Source organism: Allorhizobium sonneratiae (assembly GCF_023700755.1).
Taxonomy (GTDB): domain Bacteria; phylum Pseudomonadota; class Alphaproteobacteria; order Rhizobiales; family Rhizobiaceae; genus Allorhizobium; species Allorhizobium sonneratiae.
The window spans coordinates 559,573-583,981 of record NZ_JAMKOJ010000001.1 but is presented as its reverse complement, the minus strand read 5'-3'; the positions used below and the strand labels follow the sequence as shown (position 1 = coordinate 583,981).

The 24,409-nt window shown below is 59.1% G+C and carries 21 protein-coding genes; 10 read left to right on the top strand and 11 right to left on the bottom strand.

The genetic code is table 11. The features are described 5' to 3' along the window. Window positions 1-85 precede the first annotated feature (85 nt). A complete protein-coding gene (locus NAC44_RS02575) occupies window positions 86-649 on the top strand; it encodes a LysE family translocator (protein WP_250937472.1) in 564 nt (187 codons plus the stop codon). A 31-nt stretch (window positions 650-680) separates the two neighbouring features. On the opposite strand, the gene NAC44_RS02570 is transcribed toward NAC44_RS02575, so the two are convergent. The 6 genes from NAC44_RS02570 to NAC44_RS02545 form a co-directional block, all read right to left on the bottom strand. Then, on the bottom strand, window positions 681-1,223 hold the full coding sequence (locus NAC44_RS02570) for an adenine phosphoribosyltransferase (RefSeq protein WP_250937471.1): 543 nt from the start codon (window positions 1,221-1,223) through the stop codon (window positions 681-683). 229 nt (window positions 1,224-1,452) lie between these two features. Beyond that, window positions 1,453-2,313, bottom strand: coding sequence for a cytochrome c1 (locus tag NAC44_RS02565; protein ID WP_250937469.1), 861 nt, complete (start codon window positions 2,311-2,313; stop codon window positions 1,453-1,455). 23 nt (window positions 2,314-2,336) lie between these two features. Continuing rightward, entirely contained in the window at window positions 2,337-3,608 is a 1,272-nt protein-coding gene (locus tag NAC44_RS02560; protein WP_250937467.1) for a cytochrome b, read from the bottom strand. A gap of 11 nt (window positions 3,609-3,619) precedes the next feature. After that, window positions 3,620-4,213 (bottom strand): ubiquinol-cytochrome c reductase iron-sulfur subunit, encoded by a 594-nt coding sequence (petA, locus tag NAC44_RS02555; RefSeq protein ID WP_338022048.1) that lies wholly within the window; start codon window positions 4,211-4,213, stop codon window positions 3,620-3,622. 532 nt (window positions 4,214-4,745) lie between these two features. After that, window positions 4,746-6,623, bottom strand: a complete 1,878-nt coding sequence (locus NAC44_RS02550; protein ID WP_250937465.1) for an ABC transporter ATP-binding protein — start codon at window positions 6,621-6,623, stop codon at window positions 4,746-4,748. A gap of 248 nt (window positions 6,624-6,871) precedes the next feature. Then, window positions 6,872-8,728, bottom strand: a complete 1,857-nt coding sequence (locus NAC44_RS02545; RefSeq protein WP_250937463.1) for an ABC transporter ATP-binding protein — start codon at window positions 8,726-8,728, stop codon at window positions 6,872-6,874. A gap of 404 nt (window positions 8,729-9,132) precedes the next feature. Here NAC44_RS02545 and NAC44_RS02540 point away from each other — a divergent pair, with 404 nt between their 5' ends. Further along, complete coding sequence (locus tag NAC44_RS02540; RefSeq protein ID WP_250937461.1) at window positions 9,133-9,594, top strand: tRNA (cytidine(34)-2'-O)-methyltransferase; 462 nt, start codon at window positions 9,133-9,135, stop codon at window positions 9,592-9,594. A 204-nt stretch (window positions 9,595-9,798) separates the two neighbouring features. Next, window positions 9,799-11,175 carry a cell envelope biogenesis protein OmpA gene (locus NAC44_RS02535; RefSeq protein ID WP_250937459.1) on the top strand — a complete coding sequence of 459 codons (1,377 nt, stop codon included), beginning with the start codon at window positions 9,799-9,801 and terminating at the stop codon, window positions 11,173-11,175. A gap of 120 nt (window positions 11,176-11,295) precedes the next feature. Here the strand turns inward: NAC44_RS02535 and NAC44_RS02530 are convergent, their stop codons facing one another. After that, window positions 11,296-12,258 (bottom strand): flagellin N-terminal helical domain-containing protein, encoded by a 963-nt coding sequence (locus tag NAC44_RS02530; RefSeq protein ID WP_250937458.1) that lies wholly within the window; start codon window positions 12,256-12,258, stop codon window positions 11,296-11,298. 261 nt (window positions 12,259-12,519) lie between these two features. Further along, window positions 12,520-12,780 carry a hypothetical protein gene (locus NAC44_RS02525; protein ID WP_250937457.1) on the bottom strand — a complete coding sequence of 87 codons (261 nt, stop codon included), beginning with the start codon at window positions 12,778-12,780 and terminating at the stop codon, window positions 12,520-12,522. Window positions 12,781-12,909: 129 nt separating this feature from the next. On the opposite strand from NAC44_RS02525, the gene hemF reads away from it, so the two are divergent. The 3 genes from hemF (at window position 12,910) to NAC44_RS02510 (ending at window position 14,842) form a co-directional block, all read left to right on the top strand. Continuing rightward, window positions 12,910-13,824, top strand: coding sequence for an oxygen-dependent coproporphyrinogen oxidase (gene hemF / locus NAC44_RS02520; RefSeq protein WP_250937456.1), 915 nt, complete (start codon window positions 12,910-12,912; stop codon window positions 13,822-13,824). 224 nt (window positions 13,825-14,048) lie between these two features. Further along, a complete protein-coding gene (locus tag NAC44_RS02515) occupies window positions 14,049-14,321 on the top strand; it encodes a hypothetical protein (RefSeq protein WP_250937455.1) in 273 nt (90 codons plus the stop codon). 329 nt (window positions 14,322-14,650) lie between these two features. After that, entirely contained in the window at window positions 14,651-14,842 is a 192-nt protein-coding gene (locus tag NAC44_RS02510) for a DUF1059 domain-containing protein (RefSeq protein WP_250937453.1), read from the top strand. A gap of 25 nt (window positions 14,843-14,867) precedes the next feature. Here NAC44_RS02510 and NAC44_RS02505 read toward each other — a convergent pair whose 3' ends face one another. The 3 genes from NAC44_RS02505 to NAC44_RS02495 are packed head-to-tail and all read right to left on the bottom strand — an operon-like array spanning window position 14,868 to window position 17,382. Continuing rightward, entirely contained in the window at window positions 14,868-16,124 is a 1,257-nt protein-coding gene (locus NAC44_RS02505; RefSeq protein WP_250937451.1) for a CCA tRNA nucleotidyltransferase, read from the bottom strand. Continuing rightward, entirely contained in the window at window positions 16,121-16,762 is a 642-nt protein-coding gene (locus tag NAC44_RS02500; protein WP_250937449.1) for a CoA pyrophosphatase, read from the bottom strand. The genes NAC44_RS02505 and NAC44_RS02500 overlap by 4 nt, the downstream gene beginning before the upstream one ends. Continuing rightward, window positions 16,759-17,382, bottom strand: a complete 624-nt coding sequence (locus NAC44_RS02495) for a DUF1285 domain-containing protein (RefSeq protein WP_250937447.1) — start codon at window positions 17,380-17,382, stop codon at window positions 16,759-16,761. Before NAC44_RS02495 ends, NAC44_RS02500 begins: the two co-directional genes overlap by 4 nt. 160 nt (window positions 17,383-17,542) lie before the next feature. On the opposite strand from NAC44_RS02495, the gene NAC44_RS02490 reads away from it, so the two are divergent. The 4 genes from NAC44_RS02490 to NAC44_RS02475 are packed head-to-tail and all read left to right on the top strand — an operon-like array spanning window position 17,543 to window position 24,398. After that, window positions 17,543-18,556, top strand: a complete 1,014-nt coding sequence (locus NAC44_RS02490) for an AAA family ATPase (RefSeq protein WP_250937445.1) — start codon at window positions 17,543-17,545, stop codon at window positions 18,554-18,556. Between the two features lie 17 nt (window positions 18,557-18,573). Continuing rightward, on the top strand, window positions 18,574-19,503 hold the full coding sequence (locus NAC44_RS02485) for a DUF58 domain-containing protein (RefSeq protein ID WP_250937443.1): 930 nt from the start codon (window positions 18,574-18,576) through the stop codon (window positions 19,501-19,503). Continuing rightward, window positions 19,503-22,319, top strand: coding sequence for a DUF4159 domain-containing protein (locus NAC44_RS02480; RefSeq protein ID WP_250937441.1), 2,817 nt, complete (start codon window positions 19,503-19,505; stop codon window positions 22,317-22,319). The genes NAC44_RS02485 and NAC44_RS02480 overlap by 1 nt, the downstream gene beginning before the upstream one ends. After that, window positions 22,320-24,398 carry a hypothetical protein gene (locus NAC44_RS02475; RefSeq protein ID WP_250937440.1) on the top strand — a complete coding sequence of 693 codons (2,079 nt, stop codon included), beginning with the start codon at window positions 22,320-22,322 and terminating at the stop codon, window positions 24,396-24,398. The last annotated feature ends 11 nt before the right edge of the window (window positions 24,399-24,409 follow it).

Below are 24,409 nucleotides of genomic sequence, written 5' to 3'. Positions count from 1 at the left end.
CGGATATCACATCCTAACCTCATGGCGACCACAATGAGGTAGAGCCATGCACATCGACTTCCTGCTGACATCGTTAATTGTGATCATGACGCCTGGAACAGGTGCTCTTTTTACGATTGCCACAGGACTGGCACGGGGAAAACCCGGTGCTGTGGTGGCCGCCTTCGGCTGCACCATGGGCATCGTTCCCCACATGTTGGCCGCCATGGCCGGACTCGCTTTCGTACTGGCGGCAAACCCCGCTCTATTTCATCTGCTCAAACTGATCGGCGCGCTCTATCTGGTCTACATGGCCATGCTGATGTGGAAGGGCAGAACCCAGATGCAGTCGGCGGACATACCGGAACGCACAGCTCGACAGACAATCGTTCATGCGGTCCTGATCAACCTTCTCAACCCGAAACTGTCGATTTTCTTTTTGGCCCTGTTGCCTCAGGCCATTCAGCCCAACGATCCGGACACAATGGTGAAAATGATGGAAAACAGCCTGGTCTTCATGCTGATGACCTTCATTGTCTTCACGCTTTACGGGCTTATTGCCGCTCAACTCAGAACAAAGATTATGACCAACAACCAATTCATGATCAAAATCAAAACAACCTTTGCCCTGAGTTTCCTGTTTCTCGGGATCAGGCTGGCAACGACCTGATCCAGGGAGCGTGGTACGGCAATTTCAAAATTCAATGTCCTTCGAAAGCAACCAGCGTGCGGACATCGACGCCCAAGGCTTCGAGCTTCTTGCGCCCGCCAAGCTCGGGCAGATCGATAACGAAACAGGCGGAAATCACATCCGCCCCGATCTGGCGCAGAAGCTTTACGGCGCCGACCGCCGTGCCGCCTGTGGCGATCAGGTCATCGACCAGAATGACCTTTTCACCGGGCTTGACGGCATCGATATGCATTTCCATTTCATCGACGCCATATTCGAGACTATAGGCGATGCGCACTGTTTCATGCGGCAGCTTGCCCTTTTTGCGAATCGGCACGAAACCGGCAGAAAGCTGATGCGCCACCGCGCCGCCAAGAATGAAGCCGCGGGCTTCCATTCCGGCGATCTTGTCAACCTTCGTACCGGCATAAGGCTGCACCAGTTCATCGACGGCCCGGCGAAACGCCCGCGGATTGCCAAGCAGTGTCGTGATATCGCGGAAAACAATACCGGGTTTAGGATAATCGACAATCGAACGGATCGAATCGGCAAGATCCTGAAAAGCTGTGTTCATGGAAATATCTCGAAGGGCCAAGGACATGGTTACGGGCGACCCTATCAGGATTGTCATAAACCCGCCAAGAAAAAAGGCGGCTCATCACCGCCTTTTTGTATCTGCCATTCGACTAGAGCATCGTGCCGAAAATCGGAATCGGCACAATGCTCTCAGATTTTGTTTCCGCATCGGGTTTTCCGAAAACCGGTTCCCACTTCTCGGACGATGCTCTCACTTGACAGCAGGATCAATGCTCCTTGCCGGCATAGACCGCCTTCTTCGTCAGATAGAGCAGAGTCGAGAAAATCAGCAGGAACACCATGACCATGAAGCCGGTGCGCTTGCGCTCTTCCAGATGCGGCTCTGCCGCCCACATCAGGAAGGCTGACACATCACGCGCATATTGATCCACCGTTTCCGGCGATCCGTCATCATAGGTCACCTGGCCGTCCGACAGCGGTTTCGGCATGGCCAGCACCGCCGCATTGGCGAAATAGGGATTGTAATGCGCGCCGGGCGGAATTTTCACCCCTGCTGGTGGGTCTTGATAGCCGGTCAGCAGCGAATAGATGTAATCCGGCCCACCCTCCTGATATTGCGTGAAGATATCCTCAATGAACTGGGGAAACCCGCGTTCGATACCGCGCGCCTTGGCCAGAAGCGACATATCCGGGGGGGCTGCCCCGTTATTGGCGGCGGCAGCGGCTTCCTTGTTCGGGAAAGGCGGTGGAAAATAATCGGACGGAATGGCCTTGCGGGTATACATCTCGCCGTCGCCGTTCGGGCCGTCCTTCACCTCATACTGGGCGGCGAAAGCCTTGACCTGCGCCTCCGAATAGCCAAGCTCTGTCAATGAGCGGAAAGCGACAAGGTTTAGCGAATGACAGGCCGAACAGACCTCCTTGTAGACTTTCAAACCCCGCTGTAATTGCCCCTTGTCATAAGTGCCGAAAGGGCCGGCAAAGCTCCAATGCTGCTCTCTCGGCTTTTTCAGCGGATAGCTCGGCTCCTCCGCGGCGCCGTGATCCTGTGCAAGCGCCAGGGAAACTGCCCCGAGACCAGCCAGAAACGCCAGAGACAGGAGACTTCTCGATAGGATTCTTTTCATGATTTCATCCTCTCCCGCCCGTCTCAGGCCGTCGTTCCGGTCGTGGATTTTCCGGCTTTTTCCAGAACCGCCTCGGTGATCGAATTGGGCAACCGTCGCGGTGTTTCAAATATGCCGAGCAATGGCATGATCACCAGGAAGAAGCCGAAATAATAGAGCGTGCCGAACTGAGCCATGGTGGTGTAGGTATCGGTCGGATGACGCGATCCCAGCCAGCCGAGCAGCACGCAATCAGCGACAAACAGCCAGAAAAACAGCTTGTACCAGGGCCGATAGACGGCAGAGCGCACTCTCGACGTATCAAGCCAGGGCAGGAAAAACAGGATGATGATCGAGCCAAACATGATCAGCACGCCGCCCAGCTTGGAATCGATCGGCCCGATATTGAAGGTGATCGCTCTCAGCATGGCGTAAAACGGCAGGAAATACCATTCCGGCACGATATGGGCCGGCGTCTTCAGCGGATCTGCCATGATGTAATTGTCGGGATGACCGAGGAAATTCGGCATGTAGAAGATGAACCAGGCATAAACGATCAGGAAGATCGACACGCCGAAAGCATCTTTCAACGTCGCATAGGGTGTAAACGGCACCGTATCCGTCTTCGATTTGATCTCGACACCGGTCGGGTTGGTCTGGCCGGTCACATGCAGGGCCCATATATGCAGCACCACCACGCCCGCAATCATGAAGGGCAAGAGATAATGCAGCGAGAAGAAGCGGTTGAGTGTCGGCTGATCGACAGCGAAACCGCCCAGCAGAAACGTCTGAATCCAATCACCGACGAGAGGAAAGGCCGAGAAGAAGCCGGTGATCACCGTCGCGCCCCAGAACGACATCTGCCCCCAGGGCAACACATAGCCCATGAAAGCCGTGGCCATCATCAGAAGGAAGATCACCACGCCGAGCATCCATAGGATTTCACGCGGCGCCTTGTAGGAGCCGTAATAAAGCCCGCGCGCCATATGCAGATAGACGGCGATGAAGAAGAAGGACGCGCCGTTGGAATGGATATAGCGCAGCATCCAGCCGTCATTGACGTCACGCATGATCTTTTCGACGGAATCGAAAGCCTGCGTGGTCGAAGCGACATAATGCATGGCCAGCACCACACCGCTCAGGATCTGCACCAGCAGCATGAAGGCCAGCATGGCCCCGAATGTATAGGCATAATTCAGATTGCGCGGCACAGGATAGGCAATGAAACTGTCATAGACGAGCCGCGGCAGCGGCAGGCGGGAATCGATCCACCGCGTAATGCCGGTGGATGGCTGGTAACTGGAATGCTCGCTCATCACTCTCCCCCTCAGCCGATGCGGATGACCTTATCGGAAATGAACGCATAATTCGGAATATGCAGGTTTTCCGGCGCAGGACCTTTGCGGATGCGGCCTGCCGTATCGTAGACAGAGCCATGGCAGGGACAGAACCAGCCGCCATATTCACCGGCCTGCCCCAAAGGCACGCAACCGAGATGGGTGCAGGAGCCGATCATCACGATCCAGTTTTCCTTGCCCTTGCCAGCAGAACGATCGACATCGCTGGCCGTGGCATCGGGAGAAAGATTGGCGTTACGCGCCACCGGATCTTTCAACTCGGCCATCGGCACGCCCTTGGCGTCCTCGATTTCTTTCTCGGTACGATTGCGAATGAAAACCGGCTTGCCGCGCCATTTGACCGTCAGTGACATGCCCGGCTGCAGCGCCGACACATCCACTTCAATCGAGGCCAGCGCCAGCGTCGAGGCATCGGGCCGCATCTGGTCGATAAATGGCCAGGCGGCAGCAACGGCACCAACGGCCCCCGCCATGCCGGTGGCGATATAGAGAAAATCCCGTCGCGTGGGTTCGCCCACACCGTCCGGCCCTAATGTCTGGCTGTCATTTGTCTTGTCGCTCACGGTCATACCATCCTCTTCGCCAATGCAATGCGAATTAACCGTTCACACATTCCGATATCCAGTGTCCGATATCCAGATGAACGACGGCAAAGGCCGGTCATGACACAGGTAAAATCAGGATACCCAAATGCATGCTCCCCATCGCCACCGGACATCCCCCCTTGCGAACCGGCATCTGACCGGATCAGGCTATCAGGCAACGCTCCCCGACGGCAACCATAACGAGTTGATACTCGTAGCAGATTCTCCGCCTCCTTGACGATTTTTAAGCGCGCAGAAGCAAACTGTCCAGTGTTCAATCGCAGAAGTGGCAAGTTGCCGCAGAAATTATCGGATATTCACATAAACGCATTTGCCTTTGATTGCAGTCGGTTGACCATTCGAATGATCACGAGGGACGAGAATGTACCGCAGACTGCGAAAGACGTGTCACAGGAGGAAGAACGCATTGCATCGCACACATGATCGGTTGCGTTGCGGGACCGGAACGTCGGGCGATGACAGTGAACCGCCCGAGTATTCAAACCTTTGATCATTGTGCTGCCTGATCAGGGTCCTCACTGCCAAGAAAGCCGCCCGATTGCCGCGCCCAAAGTTCGGCATAGAGCCCGCCTGTCGCCAGCAGATCAGCATGACTGCCCTCCTCGATGATCCGGCCCTTGTCGATCACCACCAGCCGGTCGAGGCTGGCGATGGTGGAGAGGCGGTGGGCGATGGCCAGCACCGTCTTGCCGGCCATCAACCGGTCAAGATTAGACTGGATTGCTGCCTCCACTTCCGAATCGAGCGCCGATGTCGCCTCGTCCAGCACCAGGATCGGCGCATTTTTCAGCATGACACGGGCAATGGCGATGCGCTGGCGTTGGCCGCCGGAAAGTTTTACACCGCGCTCGCCGACATGGGCGTCAAAGCCGGTGCGTCCGCGCTGATCAACGAGTTTCTCGATGAAATCCAGCGCTTCGGCCTCTTCCGCCGCCTGCCGCAACTGCTCTTCGCTGGCATCGGCACGACCGAAGAGGATATTGTCGCGGATCGAGCGGTGCAAAAGCGCGGTGTCCTGGGTCACCATGCCGATATGCATCCGCAGGCTTTCCTGCGTCACGGCGCGAATATCGGTTCCGTCGATCAGGATGCACCCGCCCTCGACATCGTAAAAGCGCAGCAGCAGATTGGTCAGCGTCGTCTTGCCCGCGCCGGAACGACCGACAATGCCGACCTTCTCTCCGGGGCGGATGGTCAGGTTGAAACCCTCCAGCGCGCCCTTGCCCTTGCCATAGTGGAAACGCACATCCTCGAAGCGGATTTCGGGGCCGGTCAGGGTGAGTGTCCCGGCATCGGGCCGGTCCTTGAGGCCAATCGGTTCGGAAATGGTTTCGGCGGCATTCTGCACAGTGCCAAGATTGCGCATCATACCGTTAAGTTGGGTCATCATGCGGTTGAGCAGCATGGCCAGTCTCAGCACCAGACCGAGCGTGAAGGCAACCCCACCCGCCGTCATCCCGCCAGCAAACCAGCGATTGACGCTGATGACGGCAATGATCAGGATCATAACGCCCGACAGCGCTGCCAAAGAGGCGCGGACGCCGGTAATCAGCCGGGTAAAGGGCCGGATTGCCGTCTGGAACCGCTCGAACCCGGCACGAATATAGTGATCGTTCTGCTTTTCCCGAGCAAAGAGTTTCAGCGTCTGGATATTGGCATAGCTGTCGACCAGACGGCCGTTCAGCGCCGATGCCGCCTCTGCCGTTTCTCTGGCGTGGTAACGGATGCGCGGCACGAACCAGCGCGCCAGAACCGCAAAAATCGCCACCCAGACGGCAATCACCACCGCCAACCGCCAGTCCTGTCCGGCCAGTAGCGCCGTTGTCGCCAGCGTATAGATCACCATGAACCAGCCAACCTGCAATACGGAGGTCAGCAGATCGCCCATCGCCTGACCGCCGCTCCAGACCTTGGTGACGATGCGCCCGGCAAAATCATTATGGAAAAAGCCGAGCGACTGGCGAGCGACATGAACATGGCTTTGCCAGCGCACCAGATTGAGAAAATTCAGCACCACCACCTGTTCTTCGATCAGTGCACTGAAGGTGATGACGCAAAACCGCACGACAACGACGGCAAGGGCAATCACCGCCACCTCGCCACCGTGATTGGCAAACAGGCCCTGCCAGCCAGCGCTTCTCGGCACCGTGGCGATCAGATCGACCAGCCGCCCGACAAACCAGAACATCGCCGCTTCCATCGCCGCGACACCGCCGCCAGCCAGCGCCATGGCGATGAATGCACCCTTGGCCTGCGACACATAAAACCAGATGAAGCCCAAAGCCCCGCCCGGCGGGCGCAGATCCTTGCGCTCGGCAAAGGGATCAAGCCAGGATTCAAACAGATGAGTAACAGCGCGAATGATCATAACCGGAAACTATGTCGATTCCGGCAAGGGAAAAAGGTGCCAAAGTCATCTATTTTGATTATATTTTGGTAAGGTGCGATCTTTGCTGGGGCAACCGTCTGTGTTCCCCGCAACAAGTACCATGGGACCAAGCTGCGCAGTCTCTTGAGTTGGGCAGGATTGAACAGGAATTAAGAAGAAAATTGTTCAGCCACGACAGATCTTCGGGGCGCAAGCCTGCGGATGACGATCAGGGGAGGAACGGCGGATCACTCCGCCGCCACCTCTTTCTCGTCTTCGGACTCATCGGGGAGGAAGCCGCCGGACTGGCGGTTCCAAAGATCGGCATAGATGCCGCCCTGGCCGATCAGTTCGCGATGGCTGCCGGTCTCCATGATGCTTCCCTTGTCGAGCACGACGATGCGGTCCATTTCGGTCAGCGTCGAGAGCCTGTGGGCAATAGCGATCACCGTCTTGCCTTCCATCAGGGCAAAGAGGCTTTCCTGAATGGCGGCCTCTACCTCTGAGTCAAGTGCCGAGGTTGCCTCGTCCAGCACCAGAATCGGCGCGTTTTTCAGGAAAACCCGGGCAATGGCAATCCGCTGGCGCTGGCCGCCGGACAGCTTCACCCCGCGTTCGCCGACATGGGCATCGAGACCGCTTCGTCCCTTAAGATCGGTCAGCGTCTCGATGAAATCCCAGGCATTGGCGCGCTTTGCCGCCTCGATCACCTCGGCATCGCTGGCATCCGGCCGGCCATAGGCGATATTGTCGCGAATGGTACGATGCAGAAGCGAAGTGTCCTGCGTGACAACACCGATCAGCGAGCGCAGACTTTCCTGCGTCACGGCGGCAATGTTCTGGCCGTCAATGGTGATCTGCCCCTGTTCGACGTCATAGAAACGCAGAAGCAGGTTCATCAGCGTCGTCTTGCCCGCACCGGACCGACCGACGAGGCCCACCTTTTCGCCAGCCTGAATGGTGAGCGAGAAATTCTCGATCACGCCGCCCTTCTTGCCATAGTGGAAGCGCACCTTGTCATAGACGATCTCACCCTTTGGCGCTGTCAGTTGCGTGGCGTGGCCCTGATCGGTGATGTCATGCGGCTTGGTCATCATCTCCATGCCGTCATAGACCGTGCCGATATTTTCAAACAGCGCCGATACTTCCCACATCACCCATTGCGACATGCCGTTGACGCGCATGGCCAGGCTGATGGCAATGGCGATCGCCCCGACCTCGATGCTGTTATGGAGCCACAGCCAGATCGACAGCGAGCCCACCGTCAACACCGCCATACAGTTATTGGTATAGACCAGAACCTGAAACAGGGTGATCTTGCGCATCTGCGCATGCACCGTGCCGAGAAACTCGTCCATGGCGGCGCGGGCATAGTTTTCCTCGCGCCCCGTATGTGAAAACAGCTTGACGGTCGCGATATTGGTGTAGCTATCGACAATCCGCCCGGTCATCATCGAGCGGGCATCGGCCTGTTGCGACGAGATCTTCTGCAGACGCGGAATATAATAGGCGACGATGGCGATATAGATCGCCAGCCACAGCACGATCGGCACCAGCAGACGCAGATCGGCATTGCCGATGACAATCAGCATCGAGACGAAATAGGTGGCGACATAGACAAAGACATCCAGCGTCTTCATCACCGTTTCGCGCACGGCAAGCGAGGTCTGCATCACCTTGGTGGAAACGCGGCCGGCAAACTCATTGGCGAAGAAGCCCATGGAATGGCGCAGCAGGAACCGATGCATCTGCCAGCGGGCAATCATCGGAAAATTGCCGATCAATGTCTGATGCATGATGAATGAATTCAGCGTCGCCACTGCAGGCAGGGCAAACAGCATCAAAGCCATGGCGGCCAGTTTCCAGCCTTCGGTCTGCAGGAAGGTTGCCCGGTCTACCGTTGACAGCCACTGGATGACATTGCCGAGAAACTGGAAGAGCAGCACCTCGCCAATGGCAATCAACCCCGCCAGAAACGCCATCAGCAACAGCCAGCCGAGTGCGGGTCGCGAATAATGCCAGATAAAGCGGAAAAGACCGCTAGGCGGCAGAACCGGCTCCTCTTGCGGATAGGGATCGAGACGCTTTTCAAACCATGCGAACATGGAAAATACTCCATTTTTCAGTCACTTGATGCCATTTCCGAGGAAAGACATCGAAGGCCACAAAGGCAAGGGCATCGGGCGAAATGGGATCAGCGGTTTTTCGCGACCCGGATGCGCCAAAAGGCCAGCCATTGTTTAACGAATTGAAAGACGAAAATTCAGGAAAGGATGGAAACGCGATTTAAATCTGGTGTGGGGCCAAAAGAAGGGCAGAAGAAACCCCAGGCAAGCGCATCCAAACAAACATAATCATGATGGCCTCCCTTGTCTCGCGTTGAACTGACGGAAATCTACAGAAACCCTGTGACGCTGAAAAGACAGAATCTGCATAAAATCTGGTCTTCGTCGAAGATCGTTGCACAATAGGCACAGACAAAAGAGGCGGCTTTGCCTAAAAACGCCCCATGTCAGAGCTTCGCATCGCCCTTTACCAGCCCGATATTCCCGGCAATACCGGCACGATCCTGAGACTCGCCGCCTGTCTTGGTCTCTGTGTCGATGTGATCGAACCGGCGGGATTTGATCTTTCCGACCGCAGCCTGAAACGGGCCGGCATGGATTATCTGCAAACCGTGACACTGACGCGCCATCTCGACTGGGCCGCCTTCGAGGCATGGCGGGCAACGACCGGCAGGCGTCTGATTCTCGCCTCGACCAGAGCTGCCGGGATTTATTATGATTTCGCCTTCCGCGCCGACGATATCCTGCTCTTCGGGCGAGAAAGCGCCGGCGTGCCGGACAGTGTGCATGAAAAAGCCGATGCCCGCCTCCTCATTCCCATGGTCGAAGGCCAGCGTTCCATCAATGTCGCCATGTCGGCGGCGATGGTGGCCGGAGAAGCGCTGCGCCAGACCCGTTTGCCCTGAGACAAACCCCACGCCTCTCACGCAGCAAATAAAATCACTTTTGACTGTATTTTGCCAAAGCAGATCGGACCATTCCGGTGTAAACTGGTATCCTATCGATTGCTTATGCATCTTATTCGTGAATGAAAAACTGTTAAAGTAACCATTGATAATCGGATCATCCGTCCTTATGCTGCATTGCAGCAATTATGCGGGAGAAGATTCATGTTCGATACGGCAGTCACATTCAGCCTTACCCAGTTCGCCCGCTCCCTGTCGCTACCGGAGCGTATCCACAGCCGCCCCTTCCGCAATGCTGCACTTGAGCCGTGGCGGCTGCGCAATGCCACGCTCGATGCGCTGTTTTACGACATCAAGGCGCTGACCACGGATGAAACCTTTTATATCAGTGATTGCCTGGCCGCCGAAGGCGCGATCATGATCGTGCCGCCCACCGGCAAGGGCATGTTGACGCTGTGCGAAACAGTTGAGGAATATCGCCTGCGCGGCGGCAAGCGCGTGCATACGCTGGCGGTCGCGGGCATGGGCGGTTCGGCCTGCGGTGCGGCAGCCTTTGCCCGCAATGTCGCCGACGCCGTGGGCGAGCCCGTGGCAGCGGTTGTTTCCGGCTATGGTCTTGGCGATCTTCTGGCCGAGAGCATGGGCGCCGGGTTTTTCTTCGGCCCGCTCGGTTTTCTGCGGCAAAATTTCGATATGATCGACGACGTCATCGGACGACCGAAATTCGGCGATTACAGCCGCCGCCTGTCTCATGACGGCCCCGCCGCCTGCAGCACCGGTCTCGACACCGATACGGTTGAGGCGTTGCTGAGGGACAAGGATCTGTCCTTCACTCTGGCGGTTGGCCATTCACGCGGCAGCATGACGATTGCCGAAGCGCTTTTTGCCCTGGACAGGAGTGATCCTGAACGGCTGGAAGAGATTGCAGACCGCTTGCGCCTCGTCAGCTTCGGCACCTGTGTCACCCTGCCCGCTGTCGTTTCGACGCCGAATGCAATCCTTGGGGAGCTTGACTGGTTCGGCGAGATGAACGCCACCGGCGCAAGTGAACATACGCAGCGTATCGCCCGCTCCGGTCACGGCACCAATACGGAAATTCCCGGCGCGCTGAAAGTGACCGAGCTTTTGCGCAACCTGTTGCAACAACAGGGCACAACCAGGAAGGCCAGCCCGTCAGACCCCGCTCCTCAGGCGGCTGAAGCTGAGGCCAGCCCGAAGGCCGAAGACGCGCCATCTTCCGCGACCCCGGAACATGGCATGACCGATAACCAGTCCCCGTCGGGCGATGCGCGCCACGACAATGTCGTATCCCTGCCAGCTGCACACAATGCTGCCCTCCCCGGACATGTCCAGACAGAACCCGCGCCCGTAAAGGACGACCGGGAGCAGGACGCCCTTACCATCGCACCTGAAAGCGTGATGAAGGAGACGCCCGCCAAAGCAAGCACGGAGGATCATGAGGCGGCGAAGACCGAGCCTGAAGCTGCGATTGCCGAAACGCCGCCTTCAACTGCTGCGCGCCCTGCGCCCGCCGCCCGTCCGGGACCGCGCCGCCGCAACGGGCCACGCAAACGCCACTGAAGGGCATCACCGGACATACACAGCGTCAATCTTTGAAAATCTGTGCAGAGTTATAGTGCCGTGCGCCAAATATGGCGCACAAAGGACGCTGTAACGCTTTTCATCTGATGCATTACAAGCTTACATGAAGAGCTTCGTCACGTTTCGCTGATCGCTGTTGGCGATGTTCAACCCCTCAGTCTGCAATTGCTGCTGCGCCTTTTGCGCCATCAGCTGCATGAAGGCATGGCCCATATTGGCCCCTGTCAGCTTGGCAATCGCACTGGAGTTCAGATCCTGCAGATTTTGCAACTGTTTGCTGTTCGATTTGATGCTGTTCTGGCTCGTGCCAATGGCGGCGCTGGCATCGGTCAGGCTGGAGAGGATGGAATTGGTCGCAGACACCATGCCATCGATCTCGGCATTGCTTGTGCTGTTGGAGAGCGCAATTTCCACAGCCGTCGGCGAAGAGGACGAGCCGCCTGACACCACCTTCAGCAGCTGATAATCATAGGTGTTGCCGTCAGAGGAAATGCCGATATTGGAGCGGGTCAGAATACCGTCATTGGCATTGTTCTGACTGATCAGCGTGGTTTTGGCCGTATCGATGCTGGTAACATTGACAGAGAGATTGCCATTGCCATCCGTGCCCACCGAAGACACCATGGAAACGATTTTCGGCGACTGACCCGCGCCCAGCTGCAAGAGGTTCTGCCCGTTGAAGCTCGCGGACTGGATCGTCGAAGTCAGCTGATCCTTCAACTGGCTGATGTCGCCGTTGATCGCCGATTTGTCCGCCCCCACGGCCTTTGCCGAGATCAGTTTCGCCTGAATATCCGAAACGATATCGGTCGCCTGCTGCAATCCAAACGCTGCGGTATCGGTGACAGCAGACGACAGCGCCGTCGCATCCTCCATGCTGGACATGGACAGATTATCGGCCTTCATGGTCGTGGCAATCGACCAGTACGCAGGATTGTCCGCAGCGCTGTCAACGCTCTTGCCGGTCGCAATGGTCTTTTGCGTCTTTTCCAGCGCCGCAGTCGAACCGGTCAGCACGGACAAGGCCGAAGCCGATGTCGAATTCAATGAAACGGATGCCATATCCACCTCCGCATAGCTACAGGTTTTCCGCAAGGAGAGAGTTTCGCGCTTCACAAGGCGCAAAACGATACTGTCGGCATAAATCAAGCCTTTGAAAACCTATAGAAAATCGCTCATGGCCCAGAGCGGCCACAAGACTTTTCCACGTAAGACAGACTAGGACAAAACTGCTGCATTCATCTTTATGAAAAGGTTAAACTTCGATCTTTCCCGTTATGATTGCGCTATCAAAACAGGAAACCGATCTCAGCTGGCAGGTCCTCAATCGGCCGAAGCAAGGCGGCGCATGGTGAATTCAATCCGGTCGTCCTCAAGCTGTCGCCAGCTTTCCACCTCGGTCCAATAGGCGGCCTTGGGAAAGGCTTCGAACCATTCCTGCGCCTTGGCCCGGGCCTCGGCCCGGCTGAGACAAAAGCGTTCGCGCACGTAAATGGAGGAACCTGCCGGGCTCTTGCCCTGACGGTAGCGGTCAATCTGCCGTTTCAGCCCCTCAAGGGGCGGTCGAGGGTATTTTTCTGTCAAGGTGACAATCCCCGGCTCTTAACACGCGTATGATAGGCACAGGATTGCGCTTTGCACAACGGGAATCTATGTCAGGTCTGCATCGTCTGTCCAAACCCGATCTGTCCAAACCCGAACGGAGATCTGCCAATGGAACGCCCGACCCTGCCCCTCGGCCTGCCGGAGGACATCGAAGCCAAGAAAGCAGCTGCACGCGCCTGGTTTGAGCGGCTGCGCGATGAGATCTGCGCCGCCTTCGAGGCGCTGGAAGACGAATTGACCGGCCCCTTGGGTGATCGGGCGCCGGGCCGGTTTACGGCAAAGGACTGGCTGCGCGAAGAAGGCGCAGGCGGCGGCGGTCGCATGTCGATGATGCATGGGCGGGTGTTCGAGAAGGTCGGCGTGCATACCTCGACTGTTCATGGCGAATTTTCACCCGAATTTCGCAAGCAGATGCCCGGAGCGGCAGACGATCCGCGCTTCTGGGCCTCCGGCATTTCGCTGATCGCCCATCCCTGCAACCCGCATGTTCCTGCTGTGCATATGAACACGCGCATGGTCGTCACCACCAGCCAGTGGTTCGGCGGCGGCGCCGATCTGACGCCGGTTCTGGATCGCCGCCGCATGCAAGAGGATCCTGACAGCCGCGATTTTCACGCCGCCATGCAGGCCGCCTGCACCGCACATCCCGATGTGGCCGACTATGCCCGCTATAAACAATGGTGCGATGAGTATTTTTTCCTGCCCCATCGCAACGAAGCCCGCGGCATCGGCGGCATTTTCTTTGACTGGTTGCATGCTGGCGAAAACAAGGATCGCTGGGCGGCAAATTTTGCCTTCGTGCAGGATGTGGGTCGACAGTTCCGCGATATCTATCCGAGGCTTGTTGAGCGCAATGTCAACACGCCCTTCACCGAAGCCGACCGAGACGAACAGCTCGTGCGCCGGGGACGCTATGTCGAATTCAACCTGCTTTACGACCGCGGTACGATTTTCGGGCTGAAAACCGGTGGCAATGTCGAATCAATCCTCTCATCCCTGCCGCCTCTGGTGCGCTGGCCATAGAAAAGACATAATTGCGACAATTGCCCGACAGGCCCATTTGTTCCATCACGAAACAGATTATCCGGCAATTGATTGAATCAGTTTGGTTATTCTCAAACAAACCTTTGCCAACCTTCTGCCGGAATGAAGGGAACATGAACAATTTAGACGATCAACAGAAATTAAGATTGGTTTAATTTCGGGATGTGTTATCCTTTTGCTACAGTTGCAGGAGGAGGATTGCCATGGTTGATGTGCAGACGAAACCCATCCCCGCCACGAAGACCCGACCGGAAAGATCGCTCGACACCAATCAGTTGATCGATCGGATAGCCAACGATCTCAAGGCCTCGAGCGACGCGGATTTACCCCATTGCTACTTCGTTGAACAGGCAAGGCTCAGGCTTGCCGGCCAGCAGGGCCGCCTGTCTGCGGCCAATGACGCAACCCATCCGTTGCGCAAGCAGGGGCTGAAAAGCTCCGCCTCGGTGTTCTACGCCTGGGCCATGCCCGAATAACAGGCAAACACCGTGGAACAAACCCATCCCCTGCTGGTTCGGGGGATGAAGGCTTTGTTTTTCGCATAGACGGTATCGTTTCATTGAGGACAATGAAACGCGACATGCTTAACAGCCTCGTGCGCCAAATATGGCGCACAAAACTCGCTGTAACTTTGCATCTGCTGCATCATTTTCACCTTAAATCTCAACCGATTTAAGGAATGATGCAGCAGAACCGTTCCAGGAAAAGTGTGAAACGGTTCTCCGTCCGGAAATATGGGAAAACAAAGAGTTAGAGAGCATTTCACTGTTTCCGTGAAACAGTGAAATGAAACGGGAGAAGTATCATGAAACAGTTTGAATGTGCCACCCTGGTGCCAGGGTGCGAATGGCACACGCGTGCCAATGAAGAGGCAGAAGTCATCCGCCGTGCTGTGGAGCACATGCGGCTCGTGCACGGCGAAACGGTTATCCGGGAAAACATGGTGCAGAATATTCGCGCCCGTGTACGGGAAGCGAAAAAGGAAGACGCGGCCTGATCTTTGCGTCAGCCTGATTTTTCCCTCAGGATGACAGGCCCTGTTTCAATTTTATCAGCAGATCGTCGCGGCTCATGGAAAAGCGTGAGGCGACCCAGTCCTCTTCGAGCCGCGACAAAAGCCGCCCGACCTCCGGTCCGGGTTCGAAGCCTGCAGCGAGAATATCGGCACCACTCACCGGCATCTCCGGTTTTGAATAGGTTTCTGCCTTTTTCAGCAAGCGGCTGAAGCTGCCGGTGACCTGCATCGTCTCAATCTCGTCGCCCGCCCCGGCCCGTGCCGATGCCAGTGCCAGCCTCAGCCGTGCGAGGATCCCTGCCCTGCCATGGCGGTAGAGCAACCTTTCAAGCGCAGCCTCGCCCAGATCCGCCCCAATCTTCGGCGCCTCGGCAAAGGCCTGAAAAAAGCCGGCTTCCGCCCGTGAGAGCCGCAATCGCTCCGCCATGGCGGCAAGCCGGACGGCGTCATCCGGCACGATCGCCGCCAGTCGCAACAGTGGATCGGGCTTCAGACCAAGCGCTGCTTCGGTCTCCACCAGACCGTGAATGGCATCAATCCCCCATTTTTCCGTTTCCGGCAGAACGGCGGTCAACACACCTGACTGGCGCATCCACAAAAGGGCCCGTGCCGGATTTTCAGCACTGAGCAGCTTTTTGATTTCCGCCCAGACCCGCTCCGGCGAGAGCCTGTTCAGCCGGTCGCGGGCAGCAGCCGAGGCACGCAAACCCTCCGCATCCGGTCGCCCCCGTCCATACCAGGCAAAGAAACGGAAAAAGCGCAGCACTCTGAGATAATCCTCGGCAATGCGGGTTTTCGCCTCGCCGATGAAGCGGATCGTGCCGGTTTCAATATCTTTCAAGCCTTCGACGGGATCGATCACTGCGCCGCTGTGATCGGCATAAAGAGCATTGACGGTAAAATCGCGCCGTTCGGCGTCTGCCTGCCAGTCAGTGCCGAAAGAGACTTCGGCATGGCGGCCATCGGTTGCCACGTCGCGACGCAATGTCGTCACCTCGAAGGGGGCGCCATCGACAACCAGCGTCACCGTGCCATGATCGATGCCGGTCGGTACTGCCTTGATCCCCGCGGCCTGCGCCCGCGCCATGACCTCGGCAGGCAGATGGGTGGTGGCGAGATCGACATCCTTGACCGGCACACCCATGAGGCTGTTGCGCACCGCACCGCCTACGACGCGAACCTCACCGTGTTCATCATTCAGAAGCGTGAAAATGCGCTTGAGCGCCGGGTCCTGAAACCAGGGCTGATCGGCAACCGAGATCATGCATAAAGCCTTTCGTACAAGGTCCGGAGAATTCCGGCAGTAATGCCCCAAATATAGCGCTCGCCATAGGGCATGACATAAAAATGCCGGACAAATCCCATGAGCAGCTTGCTGTCCTTGCGGTGATTGTCCGGGTTCATCAGGAAAGAAAGCGGCACCTCGAAGACATCCGCCACCTCATCGGGATTGGGCATCAGCGTAAAACCGGGCTGCACCACCGCAAGAACCGGAGTGATGCGAAAGCCGGTGGCGGCCAGATAATGCGGCAACCGCCCGACGGGTTCGACAAAGCGCGGATCAAGCCCAATCTCCTCCTCAGCCTCCCGCAGTGCTGCAGCCTCGATATCGCTATCGCCCTCATCCACGCCGCCGCCGGGAAAGGCGATCTGGCCGGAATGCTTGCGCAAGGTGGCGGTACGCTGGGTGAGAATGATTTTCGCATCCTCGCCGTCATCCACCACCGGCACCAGGACAGCGGCGTCACGCAGCCGCATAGCCTCCAGCCCCGGCAAAAGATCGCCGTTCAGCGCGTGATCGCCATGGTCGCGCCATGCGGTTTCAAGCGGTGCACCGGACTGGTTTTGCGCCCTCGCCCGAAAGTCCTCGGCAGAAAAAATGGGATGGGTGATCACCGTCATGTCGAGAGCCGCTCCAGTTCATCGGCCCGCATAACCGGAAAGACACAATCGCCGGAGCGGATGGCAAAGAGTGAGCCATCCGCCGTCTCGATCGTCTCGCCAAGGGCGATCAGATCATAGGTGACGGCGCGGCTCAAAAGCGCCTCCAGCCGTCCGCGCACATGCAGATAGGGTTTCAACTGCTGCTTCTCCCCTGCGATGACAAAACGCAGCCCATGCTCCGGCCCGGCTTCAACGATATCGCCGACATTGGTGCGAAAGCACAGCACGCTTTTGCCATCCTCGACCGTCTGCGTCATCTCAACGGCGACAAAAGGCGCATCCTGAACGCGGATGCCGACTTTTTCCACAGGCGTGACCAGATAGGTTTTCTCGTCCTCATCCTTGCGCAGCACGGTGGAAAAAAGCCGCACAAGGGGGGCGCGGGTGATCGGCGTTCCCATGTAATACCAGGTGCCGTCAGCGCGGATTTCCATGTCGATATCCCCGCAAAAGGGCGGATTCCACCGTTCCACCGGTGGCATGGTGCGTGCGTGCTCACCCGCCTCGGCTGTGGCGCGAGCGATCTCACCAGCAAGACCGGCAGCATCGCGGATTGGAGTGTCTTCAAAGCCTGCCATGTTTGTGTCCCGGTTTTTCCTGTAACAGGGGTTCAAGTTGAGATAGTCTTTTGCAATGCGCTTGTCAGCGGTTTGCGGGCGAATAAATGAGACACAAAAGAATGACCGGCCAGATGACGCCTGTTGCGGCAACTGACGTCACAGATGAAATGGAGACATCATGGGCATGATCGACAGCCCCGCCCCCATGCTCGATGAGAAGGCGATGATTGCCAAGGCCGAACAGGCGCTGGCCGAACTTGCCACACTGCGTCAGGAAGTGGGCAAGGTGATTTTCGGCCAGGAAAAAGTGGTGGAAAACACCGTTCTGTCCATTCTCTCCGGCGGCCATGCGCTGCTGGTCGGCGTGCCGGGTCTGGCGAAAACCAAGCTGGTCTCGACGCTGGGAACCGCACTCGGGCTTCATGCAAACCGCATCCAGTTCACCCCGGACCTGATGCCCTCCGACATTTTGGGCTCCGAGGTCATGGATCAGGACGAGCATGGCCGCCGCTCCTTCCGCTTTATCGAAGGCCCGGTCTTTGCCCAATTGCTGATGGCCGACGAAATCAACCGCGCCAGCCCGCGCACGCAATCGGCGCTGTTGCAGGCCATGCAGGAATACCACATCACGGTGGCGGGCAAGCGTTACGACCTGCCTGCCCCCTTTCATGTGCTGGCCACCCAGAACCCGCTGGAGCAGGAAGGCACCTATCCGCTGCCCGAGGCCCAGCTCGACCGCTTTCTGATGCAGGTCGATGTGACCTATCCCGATTTCGACGCCGAAAAGCGCATTCTGCTCGACACGACCGGCATGGCGGAAAGCCACGCCGAAGCGGTGCTTGACGCTGAACGGCTGAAAGACATCCAGCATCTCATCCGCCAGATGCCGGTGCCTGACAGCGTGGTCAATGCCATCCTCACACTGGTGCGCTCGGCCCGTCCCGGTGAAAGCACATCGGACGCCGCAAAGCATATTGCCTGGGGCCCGGGCCCGCGCGCCGGGCAGGCACTGATGCTGACGGCCCGTGCGCGTGCCCTATACGAAGGCCGGTTTGCCCCATCGATCGACGATGTCGCGGCATTGGCCGAACCGGTGCTGCAACACCGCATGGCGCTGACCTTTGCCGCGCGCGCCGAGGGCATGACCATGGCCGATGTGATTTCCAGCCTCGTCAAGAGCCTGAAGGCGTAAGAAAGGCTTGAAGCCCCGTGGCGGCCATTGGTGAAACCCTCGATCATATCCCGGCGCGCGAAGCGCTTGTCCGCGCCCGCCACCATGCGGGGCTGATCCCCGATTGTCTCGTCGAGGCAAAGCGTATCGCCAATACGGTGATTGCCGGCTGGCATGGCCGTAGAAAACGCGGCATCGGCGAAAATTTCTGGCAGTTCCGCCCCTATACCGAGGGGGAAAGCCTGGCGCGCATCGACTGGCGGCGCTCGGCCCGCGACGATCAGCTTTATATCCGCGACCGGGAATGGGAAGCAGCCCACACCGTCTGGCTCTCGGTCGATCTTTCCGCCTCCATGCTCTATAAATCGCGCTTTTCCCCGGTGTCCAAAGAGCACCGGGCGCTGGTGCTGATGCTGGCGCTCGCAGAGATCCTGTCGCGCTCGGGCGAGCGCATCGGCGTTCCGGGCCTTCTCGAACCGATTGCCGCAAGACAGGGCGCAGAACGGCTGGCGCTGGCGCTGACCCATGCGCTGAATAGCAACAGGAACCTGAACGGCCTGCCGGAAACCGGCATGATCCGCCAGCCGAGCGACATTGTGCTCATTGGCGATTTTCTCGACGATGCCGATGCGATGTTAGCCCGGCTTGCCCCCATGGCAAAACGGGGGCTGAGGGGCCACGCCATCGAAGTGGCCGATCCGGCGGAAGAGCTTTTTCCCTATGCGGGGCGCACCGAATTTACCGATCCGGAAACCGGTGACAGGCTGGTCTCCGGCCGGGCCGAAACCGTGGCGGAAGCCTATCGCACCGCCTATCTGGCCCGCAGACAGACGCTTGCGTCAGGTCTGCGCCGTCTTGGCTGGAGCTACACCCCGCATCTGACCGACCGCCCGGCCTCGGAAGCACTGGGGGCCGTGCATCTTTCGCTCTCCGGCGCGCCTCAGCGTCACGCCATGGGAGGGCTGTGATGGGATCGCTGCCCTTTGCCTTTATGAGCCCGGCGCTTCTGGGCGCGCTGGTGGTGCTGCCCGCCATCTGGTGGCTGCTGAAGCTGACGCCCCCCCGGCCGCAGCGGGAAATCTTTCCGCCGCTCAAAATTCTGGCCCGCGTGCTCAAACGCGAGGAAACTCCGGCGCAAAGCCCGTGGTGGCTGACGGCGCTGCGGATGCTCATGGCGACGCTGATCATTCTGGCGCTGGCCGATCCGGTGCTGAACCCGCAGGAAAACCGGATTGCCGCCACCGGCCCGCTGGCGCTCGTCATCGATAACAGCTGGGCAAGCGTTGCCGATTGGGACCAGCGCATGACCGCCGCCCGTACGCTTGTCGATGAGGCAGAGGCGGCCAACCAGCCGATCTCGCTCGTGCTGACCGCCAATCCGGATCAGGATGCTGCGCCGCAGGATGCCGCCACCATTCGAGAACGCCTGCAGGCAGCAGAACCGCGCCCGCTTGTCGCAGAACGTGCCCGCGCCATCACAGCTTTGGCAGCAGCGCTGAAGGGCAGAACGCCCGGAACCGTCGCCTTCATCACCGACGGCATCGCCGGGCCGGCCGGGACGGACAAGGAGAGTGCCCTTGCCAGCCTCTCGGCGCTGAAACCTGCCGATCTGCGCCTGATTGAGGATGACGGCAAGGCCGCCATCGCCATCACCGGCGCCGATAATGACGCCGAAAGCATGACGGTCAGCCTCACCCGTCTTGCCGCCACCACACCGCGCCAGGTGACGGTCAATGCGTTCGACCGGCAGGGCCGCATTCTGGCCAGCGCGCCTGCCGATTTTGCCGCAGGGTCCGCCAACACAACGGCAAGGCTCACCGTGCCTTACGAGCTGCGCAATGATTTTGCCCGGCTGAGCCTCACCGGTATCGAGACAGCCGGTGCGGTGCATCTGCTGGATGACAGTTTCCGCCGCCGCAAGGTGGCGCTGATTGCCGGGGAAGCCGGCAATGAATTCCAGCCGCTGCTGGCGCCGCTCTATTATCTTGACCGGGCGCTGAAACCCTATGCCGATCTGATCCGCTCGCGCGACAATGACATGGCCAAGGCCATTCCCGATCTGTTGCAGCAAAACCCTTCGGTGCTGATCATGGCCGATGTCGGTCGCCTGCCGCAGGAAACCGTTGCGGCCATCGACCGGTTCGTGAAAAAAGGCGGCATGCTGATCCGCTTTGCCGGGCCGCATCTGGCGGCAAGCCCGGCCGATGACCCGCTTCTGCCGGTGCCGCTGCGCCAGGGCGAGCGCGAACTGGGCGGCGCGCTCTCCTGGTCGGAGCCGCAGCCGCTCGCCCCCTTCCCGGCCTCAAGCCCCTTTGCCGGACTGCCGACGCCGAAGGATGTACGGGTCAAGCGGCAGGTTCTGGCCGAACCGACGCCGGACCTGCGCGAGCACACATGGGCAAGCCTTGCCGATGGCACGCCGTTGGTCACGGCGCGTGATGTCGGCGCAGGCCGGATCGTGCTCTTTCATGTAACCGCCGAAACCAGCTGGTCCAACCTGCCGCTGTCGGGCGATTTCGTCGCCATGCTGCGCCGGGTGGTGCAGATGTCCCATGCCGGTCCGGCGCTGAAAGAGGGCGAACAGGCCGCAAGCCTGCCGCCTTACCGGCTGCTCAATGCCATGGGCCAGTTGACCGCCGAAACCGGCATGGCAAGGCCGCTGGATCAGGGGCCGAACCGGCTGACCGCCGCACGCTTCGACCATCCGCCCGGCCTTTATGGCGCGCAGGACGGTTTTGTCGCTCTCAATCTTCTGCCGAAAGGTGCGGAGCTGAAACCGCTCGATCAGGCGACCAGCCTGCCTCTCACCCGGATTTCTCTGTCGGCAAAAACGGCAAGGCCGCTGAAACCCATGCTGCTGATGCTGGCCGTCCTGCTGTTCCTGGCCGATTGTCTGGCGGTGCTGGTCATCCATGGCGCCTTTGCCCGCCTGCCGAAACGGACAGCAGCGGTTCTGCTCCTCACCCTTGCCGGTCTTGCCGCCGTTTCGCTCATGCCCGCGTCTCAGGCGCTGGCCAATGACGCAAAGCCCGGCGACGATGTGCTTTTGAAGCGGCTCGATACCACGCATCTCGCCTATGTCATCACCGGCGAACCAGCGGTCGACGCGATCTCGAAAAGCGGGCTGGAGGGATTGTCGCAATATCTGACCTATCACACGGCGCTGGAACCCGGCGCACCGGTGGGTGTCGATATCTCCAAGGATGAATTGTCGATCTTCCCGATCCTGTTCTGGCCGATTTCCGCCACGGCCCCCATGCCGAGCGAGGCGGCGATCAGCCGGATCGATGCCTATATGCGTGCCGGCGGCACGGTGCTCTTCGACACACGCGACCAGCTCACCTCGCTGGGCACGGATGGCGGCGTCACCGCCAACGGGGCAAGGCTGCGGCAAATTCTCGCCAATATCGACATTCCACCTCTGGAACCCGTGCCGAAAAACCATGTTCTGACCCGCACCTTCTTTCTGCTGCAATCCTTTCCGGGGCGCTATGACGGCAGCCCACTCTGGGTCGAGGCACGGCCCGATAAAAACGGCACCAAAGCAGGACTTGCCTCTTCCGGCGATGGCGTCAGCCCGATCATCATCACCGGCAACGATCTGATGGGTGCCTGGGCGGTCAATGATCAGGGCATGCCGCTGATGCCGACCGTGCCACCGGATGACCGACAGCGGGAAATGGCCTATCGCGTCGGCGTCAACATCATGATGTATATGTTCACCGGCAACTACAAGGCCGATCAAGTGCATGTGCCCGCTCTTCTCGAACGGCTGGGGCAGTAGATGAGCTTTTCCTTCGCCCCTTTCCTGCCGCTTCCGGCACTCGTTGCGCTTGGCCTTGTCGCCGCCCTGATCGCCGCTTTCGGGTTTTACCGGTCGCTGCGCGGCACGACCATCCGCTTTCTTGCCTTTCTGGCGCTGATTGCCGCACTTGCCAATCCTCAACTGCAATTCGAGGATCGCGCACCGCTCAGCACCGTGGTGCCGGTGATTGTCGATCAAAGCCAGAGCCAGACCGATATCCCCGCCCGCGAAAAGATGACGGAAGAGGCGCTGAAGGGGCTGAAAGAACGCCTTGCCCGCTTCCCGGGCATCGAGCCGCGCATTGTCACGGTCAAAACCCCGGAAGACAGCGATGCCCCCTCCACACGGCTGTTTTCCGCGCTGACCTCGGCCATCTCGGATGTACCGCCCGCCCGGGTCGGAGCGGCCATCCTGATCACCGACGGTGAAGTGCATGACGTGCCGGCCTCCATCAAAAGCCTCGGCATCGATGCGCCGATCCACACGCTCTTGACCGGCAAGGCCGATGAATTCGACCGGCGGATCACGCTGGTGCGCGCGCCCCGCTTCGGCATTGTCGGCCAGCCACAGACCGTGACGGTCAAGGTGATCGACGAGGGCATGAAGCAAAACGGGACCGGACCGGTCACCGTGACCGTGCGCATCAATGGTGATGCGGCGGGCACGATCCTTGCAACACCGGGCGTCGAGACCCCCTATTCCTTCACCGTGCCGCGCGCGGGCAGCAATATCGTCGAGTTTTCCGTTGCGGCCCTGCCCGGCGAAGTCAGCGCCATCAACAACAAGACCGTGGCGCTGGTCGACGGCATCCGGCAAAATCTCAGGGTTCTGCTCGTCTCCGGCGAACCGCATGCGGGTGAGCGCGCCTGGCGCAACCTCTTGAAATCCGACCCCTCCGTCGATCTGGTGCATTTCACCATTCTGCGCCCGCCGGAAAAACAGGATGGCACGCCGATCAATGAATTGTCGCTGATCGCTTTTCCGACACGCGAACTGTTCGTCGAAAAAATCCGCCAGTTCGACCTGATCATTCTCGACCGCTACCAGAACCGTGGCGTACTGCCGTTGCTCTATTACGACAATATCGCCAATTATGTGCGTGAAGGCGGTGCATTGCTGGTGGCAGCAGGACCGGAACTGGCAAGCGACGATTCCATCGCCATGACGCCGCTCTCCTCCGTTCTGCCGGCCCTGCCGACCGGCACCATCAGCACAGGCGGCTTTTATCCGCGCCTGTCGGAGATCGGCAAGAAACATCCCGTGACGCGCGACCTGCCCGGCGCCAGTTTCGAGCCGCCGCATTGGGGCCGCTGGTTCCGCAGCATCGATGTCGACAAGCCGCAGGGCGAAACGGTGATGAATGCCAGCGACGGCAAGCCGCTTCTGATCCTCAACCGGGTCGGCAAAGGCCGGGTCGCCATGCTGCTGTCCGATCAGGGCTGGCTCTGGGCGCGCGGCTTCGAGGGCGGCGGTCCGCATGTGGCGCTTTACCGCCGCATCGCCCACTGGCTGATGAAGGAACCGGAACTGGAAGAAGAAGCGCTGACCGCCAAGGCCAGCGGCCATCTTCTGACCGTCACCCGCCAGACAATCGGCGGCGATCCCGGCCCGGCCACCATCACCACACCCTCCGGCAAAACGGAAACGCTGCCCCTCCAGCAAACCGAGCCGGGCCGCTATAGCGGTGCGGAAAAAATGCACGATACCGGGCTTTTCACCGTCACCAACGGCACGCTCTCGACGCTCGTCCATGTCGGCGCGGTGGATGCGCCGGAATTCAAGGCAATGATTTCAACGCCTTCCCTGTTGCAGCCGGTGGCTGATGCCAGTCATGGCCTGATCAAACGGCTCGATGACGGCCATGGCGGCGTCACCCTGCCGGACATTCTGCCGGTCAACGGGCCGGTGCGGACAAGTGACGGTGAGCGCCTGACCATTCGCATGACCAGCGAAACCATTCTGAAAGGCATCGACACCCTGCCGCTCTTTGCCGGCTTTGGCGGGCTGGCGCTGCTGCTCTTTGCCCTGTCGGCCATGTGGTGGCGCGAGGGACGGTGATATTTTCATTT

Bases quoted from the DNA above. Each gene is read 5' to 3' on its own strand.
- NAC44_RS02545 (WP_250937463.1), bottom strand. From the start codon at position 8,728: ATGTTCGCATGGTTTGAAAAGCGTCTCGATCCCTATCCGCAAGAGGAG.
- NAC44_RS02475 (WP_250937440.1), top strand. From the start codon at position 22,320: ATGAGCTTTTCCTTCGCCCCTTTCCTGCCGCTTCCGGCACTCGTTGCG.
- NAC44_RS02570 (WP_250937471.1), bottom strand. From the start codon at position 1,223: ATGAACACAGCTTTTCAGGATCTTGCCGATTCGATCCGTTCGATTGTC.
- NAC44_RS02535 (WP_250937459.1), top strand. From the start codon at position 9,799: ATGTTCGATACGGCAGTCACATTCAGCCTTACCCAGTTCGCCCGCTCC.
- NAC44_RS02500 (WP_250937449.1), bottom strand. From the start codon at position 16,762: ATGACGGTGATCACCCATCCCATTTTTTCTGCCGAGGACTTTCGGGCG.
- NAC44_RS02575 (WP_250937472.1), top strand. From the start codon at position 86: ATGACGCCTGGAACAGGTGCTCTTTTTACGATTGCCACAGGACTGGCA.
- NAC44_RS02480 (WP_250937441.1), top strand. From the start codon at position 19,503: ATGGGATCGCTGCCCTTTGCCTTTATGAGCCCGGCGCTTCTGGGCGCG.
- NAC44_RS02565 (WP_250937469.1), bottom strand. From the start codon at position 2,313: ATGAAAAGAATCCTATCGAGAAGTCTCCTGTCTCTGGCGTTTCTGGCT.
- NAC44_RS02540 (WP_250937461.1), top strand. From the start codon at position 9,133: ATGTCAGAGCTTCGCATCGCCCTTTACCAGCCCGATATTCCCGGCAAT.
- NAC44_RS02505 (WP_250937451.1), bottom strand. From the start codon at position 16,124: ATGATCTCGGTTGCCGATCAGCCCTGGTTTCAGGACCCGGCGCTCAAG.
- hemF (WP_250937456.1), top strand. From the start codon at position 12,910: ATGGAACGCCCGACCCTGCCCCTCGGCCTGCCGGAGGACATCGAAGCC.
- NAC44_RS02495 (WP_250937447.1), bottom strand. From the start codon at position 17,382: ATGGCAGGCTTTGAAGACACTCCAATCCGCGATGCTGCCGGTCTTGCT.
- NAC44_RS02560 (WP_250937467.1), bottom strand. From the start codon at position 3,608: ATGAGCGAGCATTCCAGTTACCAGCCATCCACCGGCATTACGCGGTGG.
- NAC44_RS02530 (WP_250937458.1), bottom strand. From the start codon at position 12,258: ATGGCATCCGTTTCATTGAATTCGACATCGGCTTCGGCCTTGTCCGTG.
- NAC44_RS02510 (WP_250937453.1), top strand. From the start codon at position 14,651: ATGAAACAGTTTGAATGTGCCACCCTGGTGCCAGGGTGCGAATGGCAC.
- NAC44_RS02515 (WP_250937455.1), top strand. From the start codon at position 14,049: ATGGTTGATGTGCAGACGAAACCCATCCCCGCCACGAAGACCCGACCG.
- NAC44_RS02490 (WP_250937445.1), top strand. From the start codon at position 17,543: ATGGGCATGATCGACAGCCCCGCCCCCATGCTCGATGAGAAGGCGATG.
- NAC44_RS02550 (WP_250937465.1), bottom strand. From the start codon at position 6,623: ATGATCATTCGCGCTGTTACTCATCTGTTTGAATCCTGGCTTGATCCC.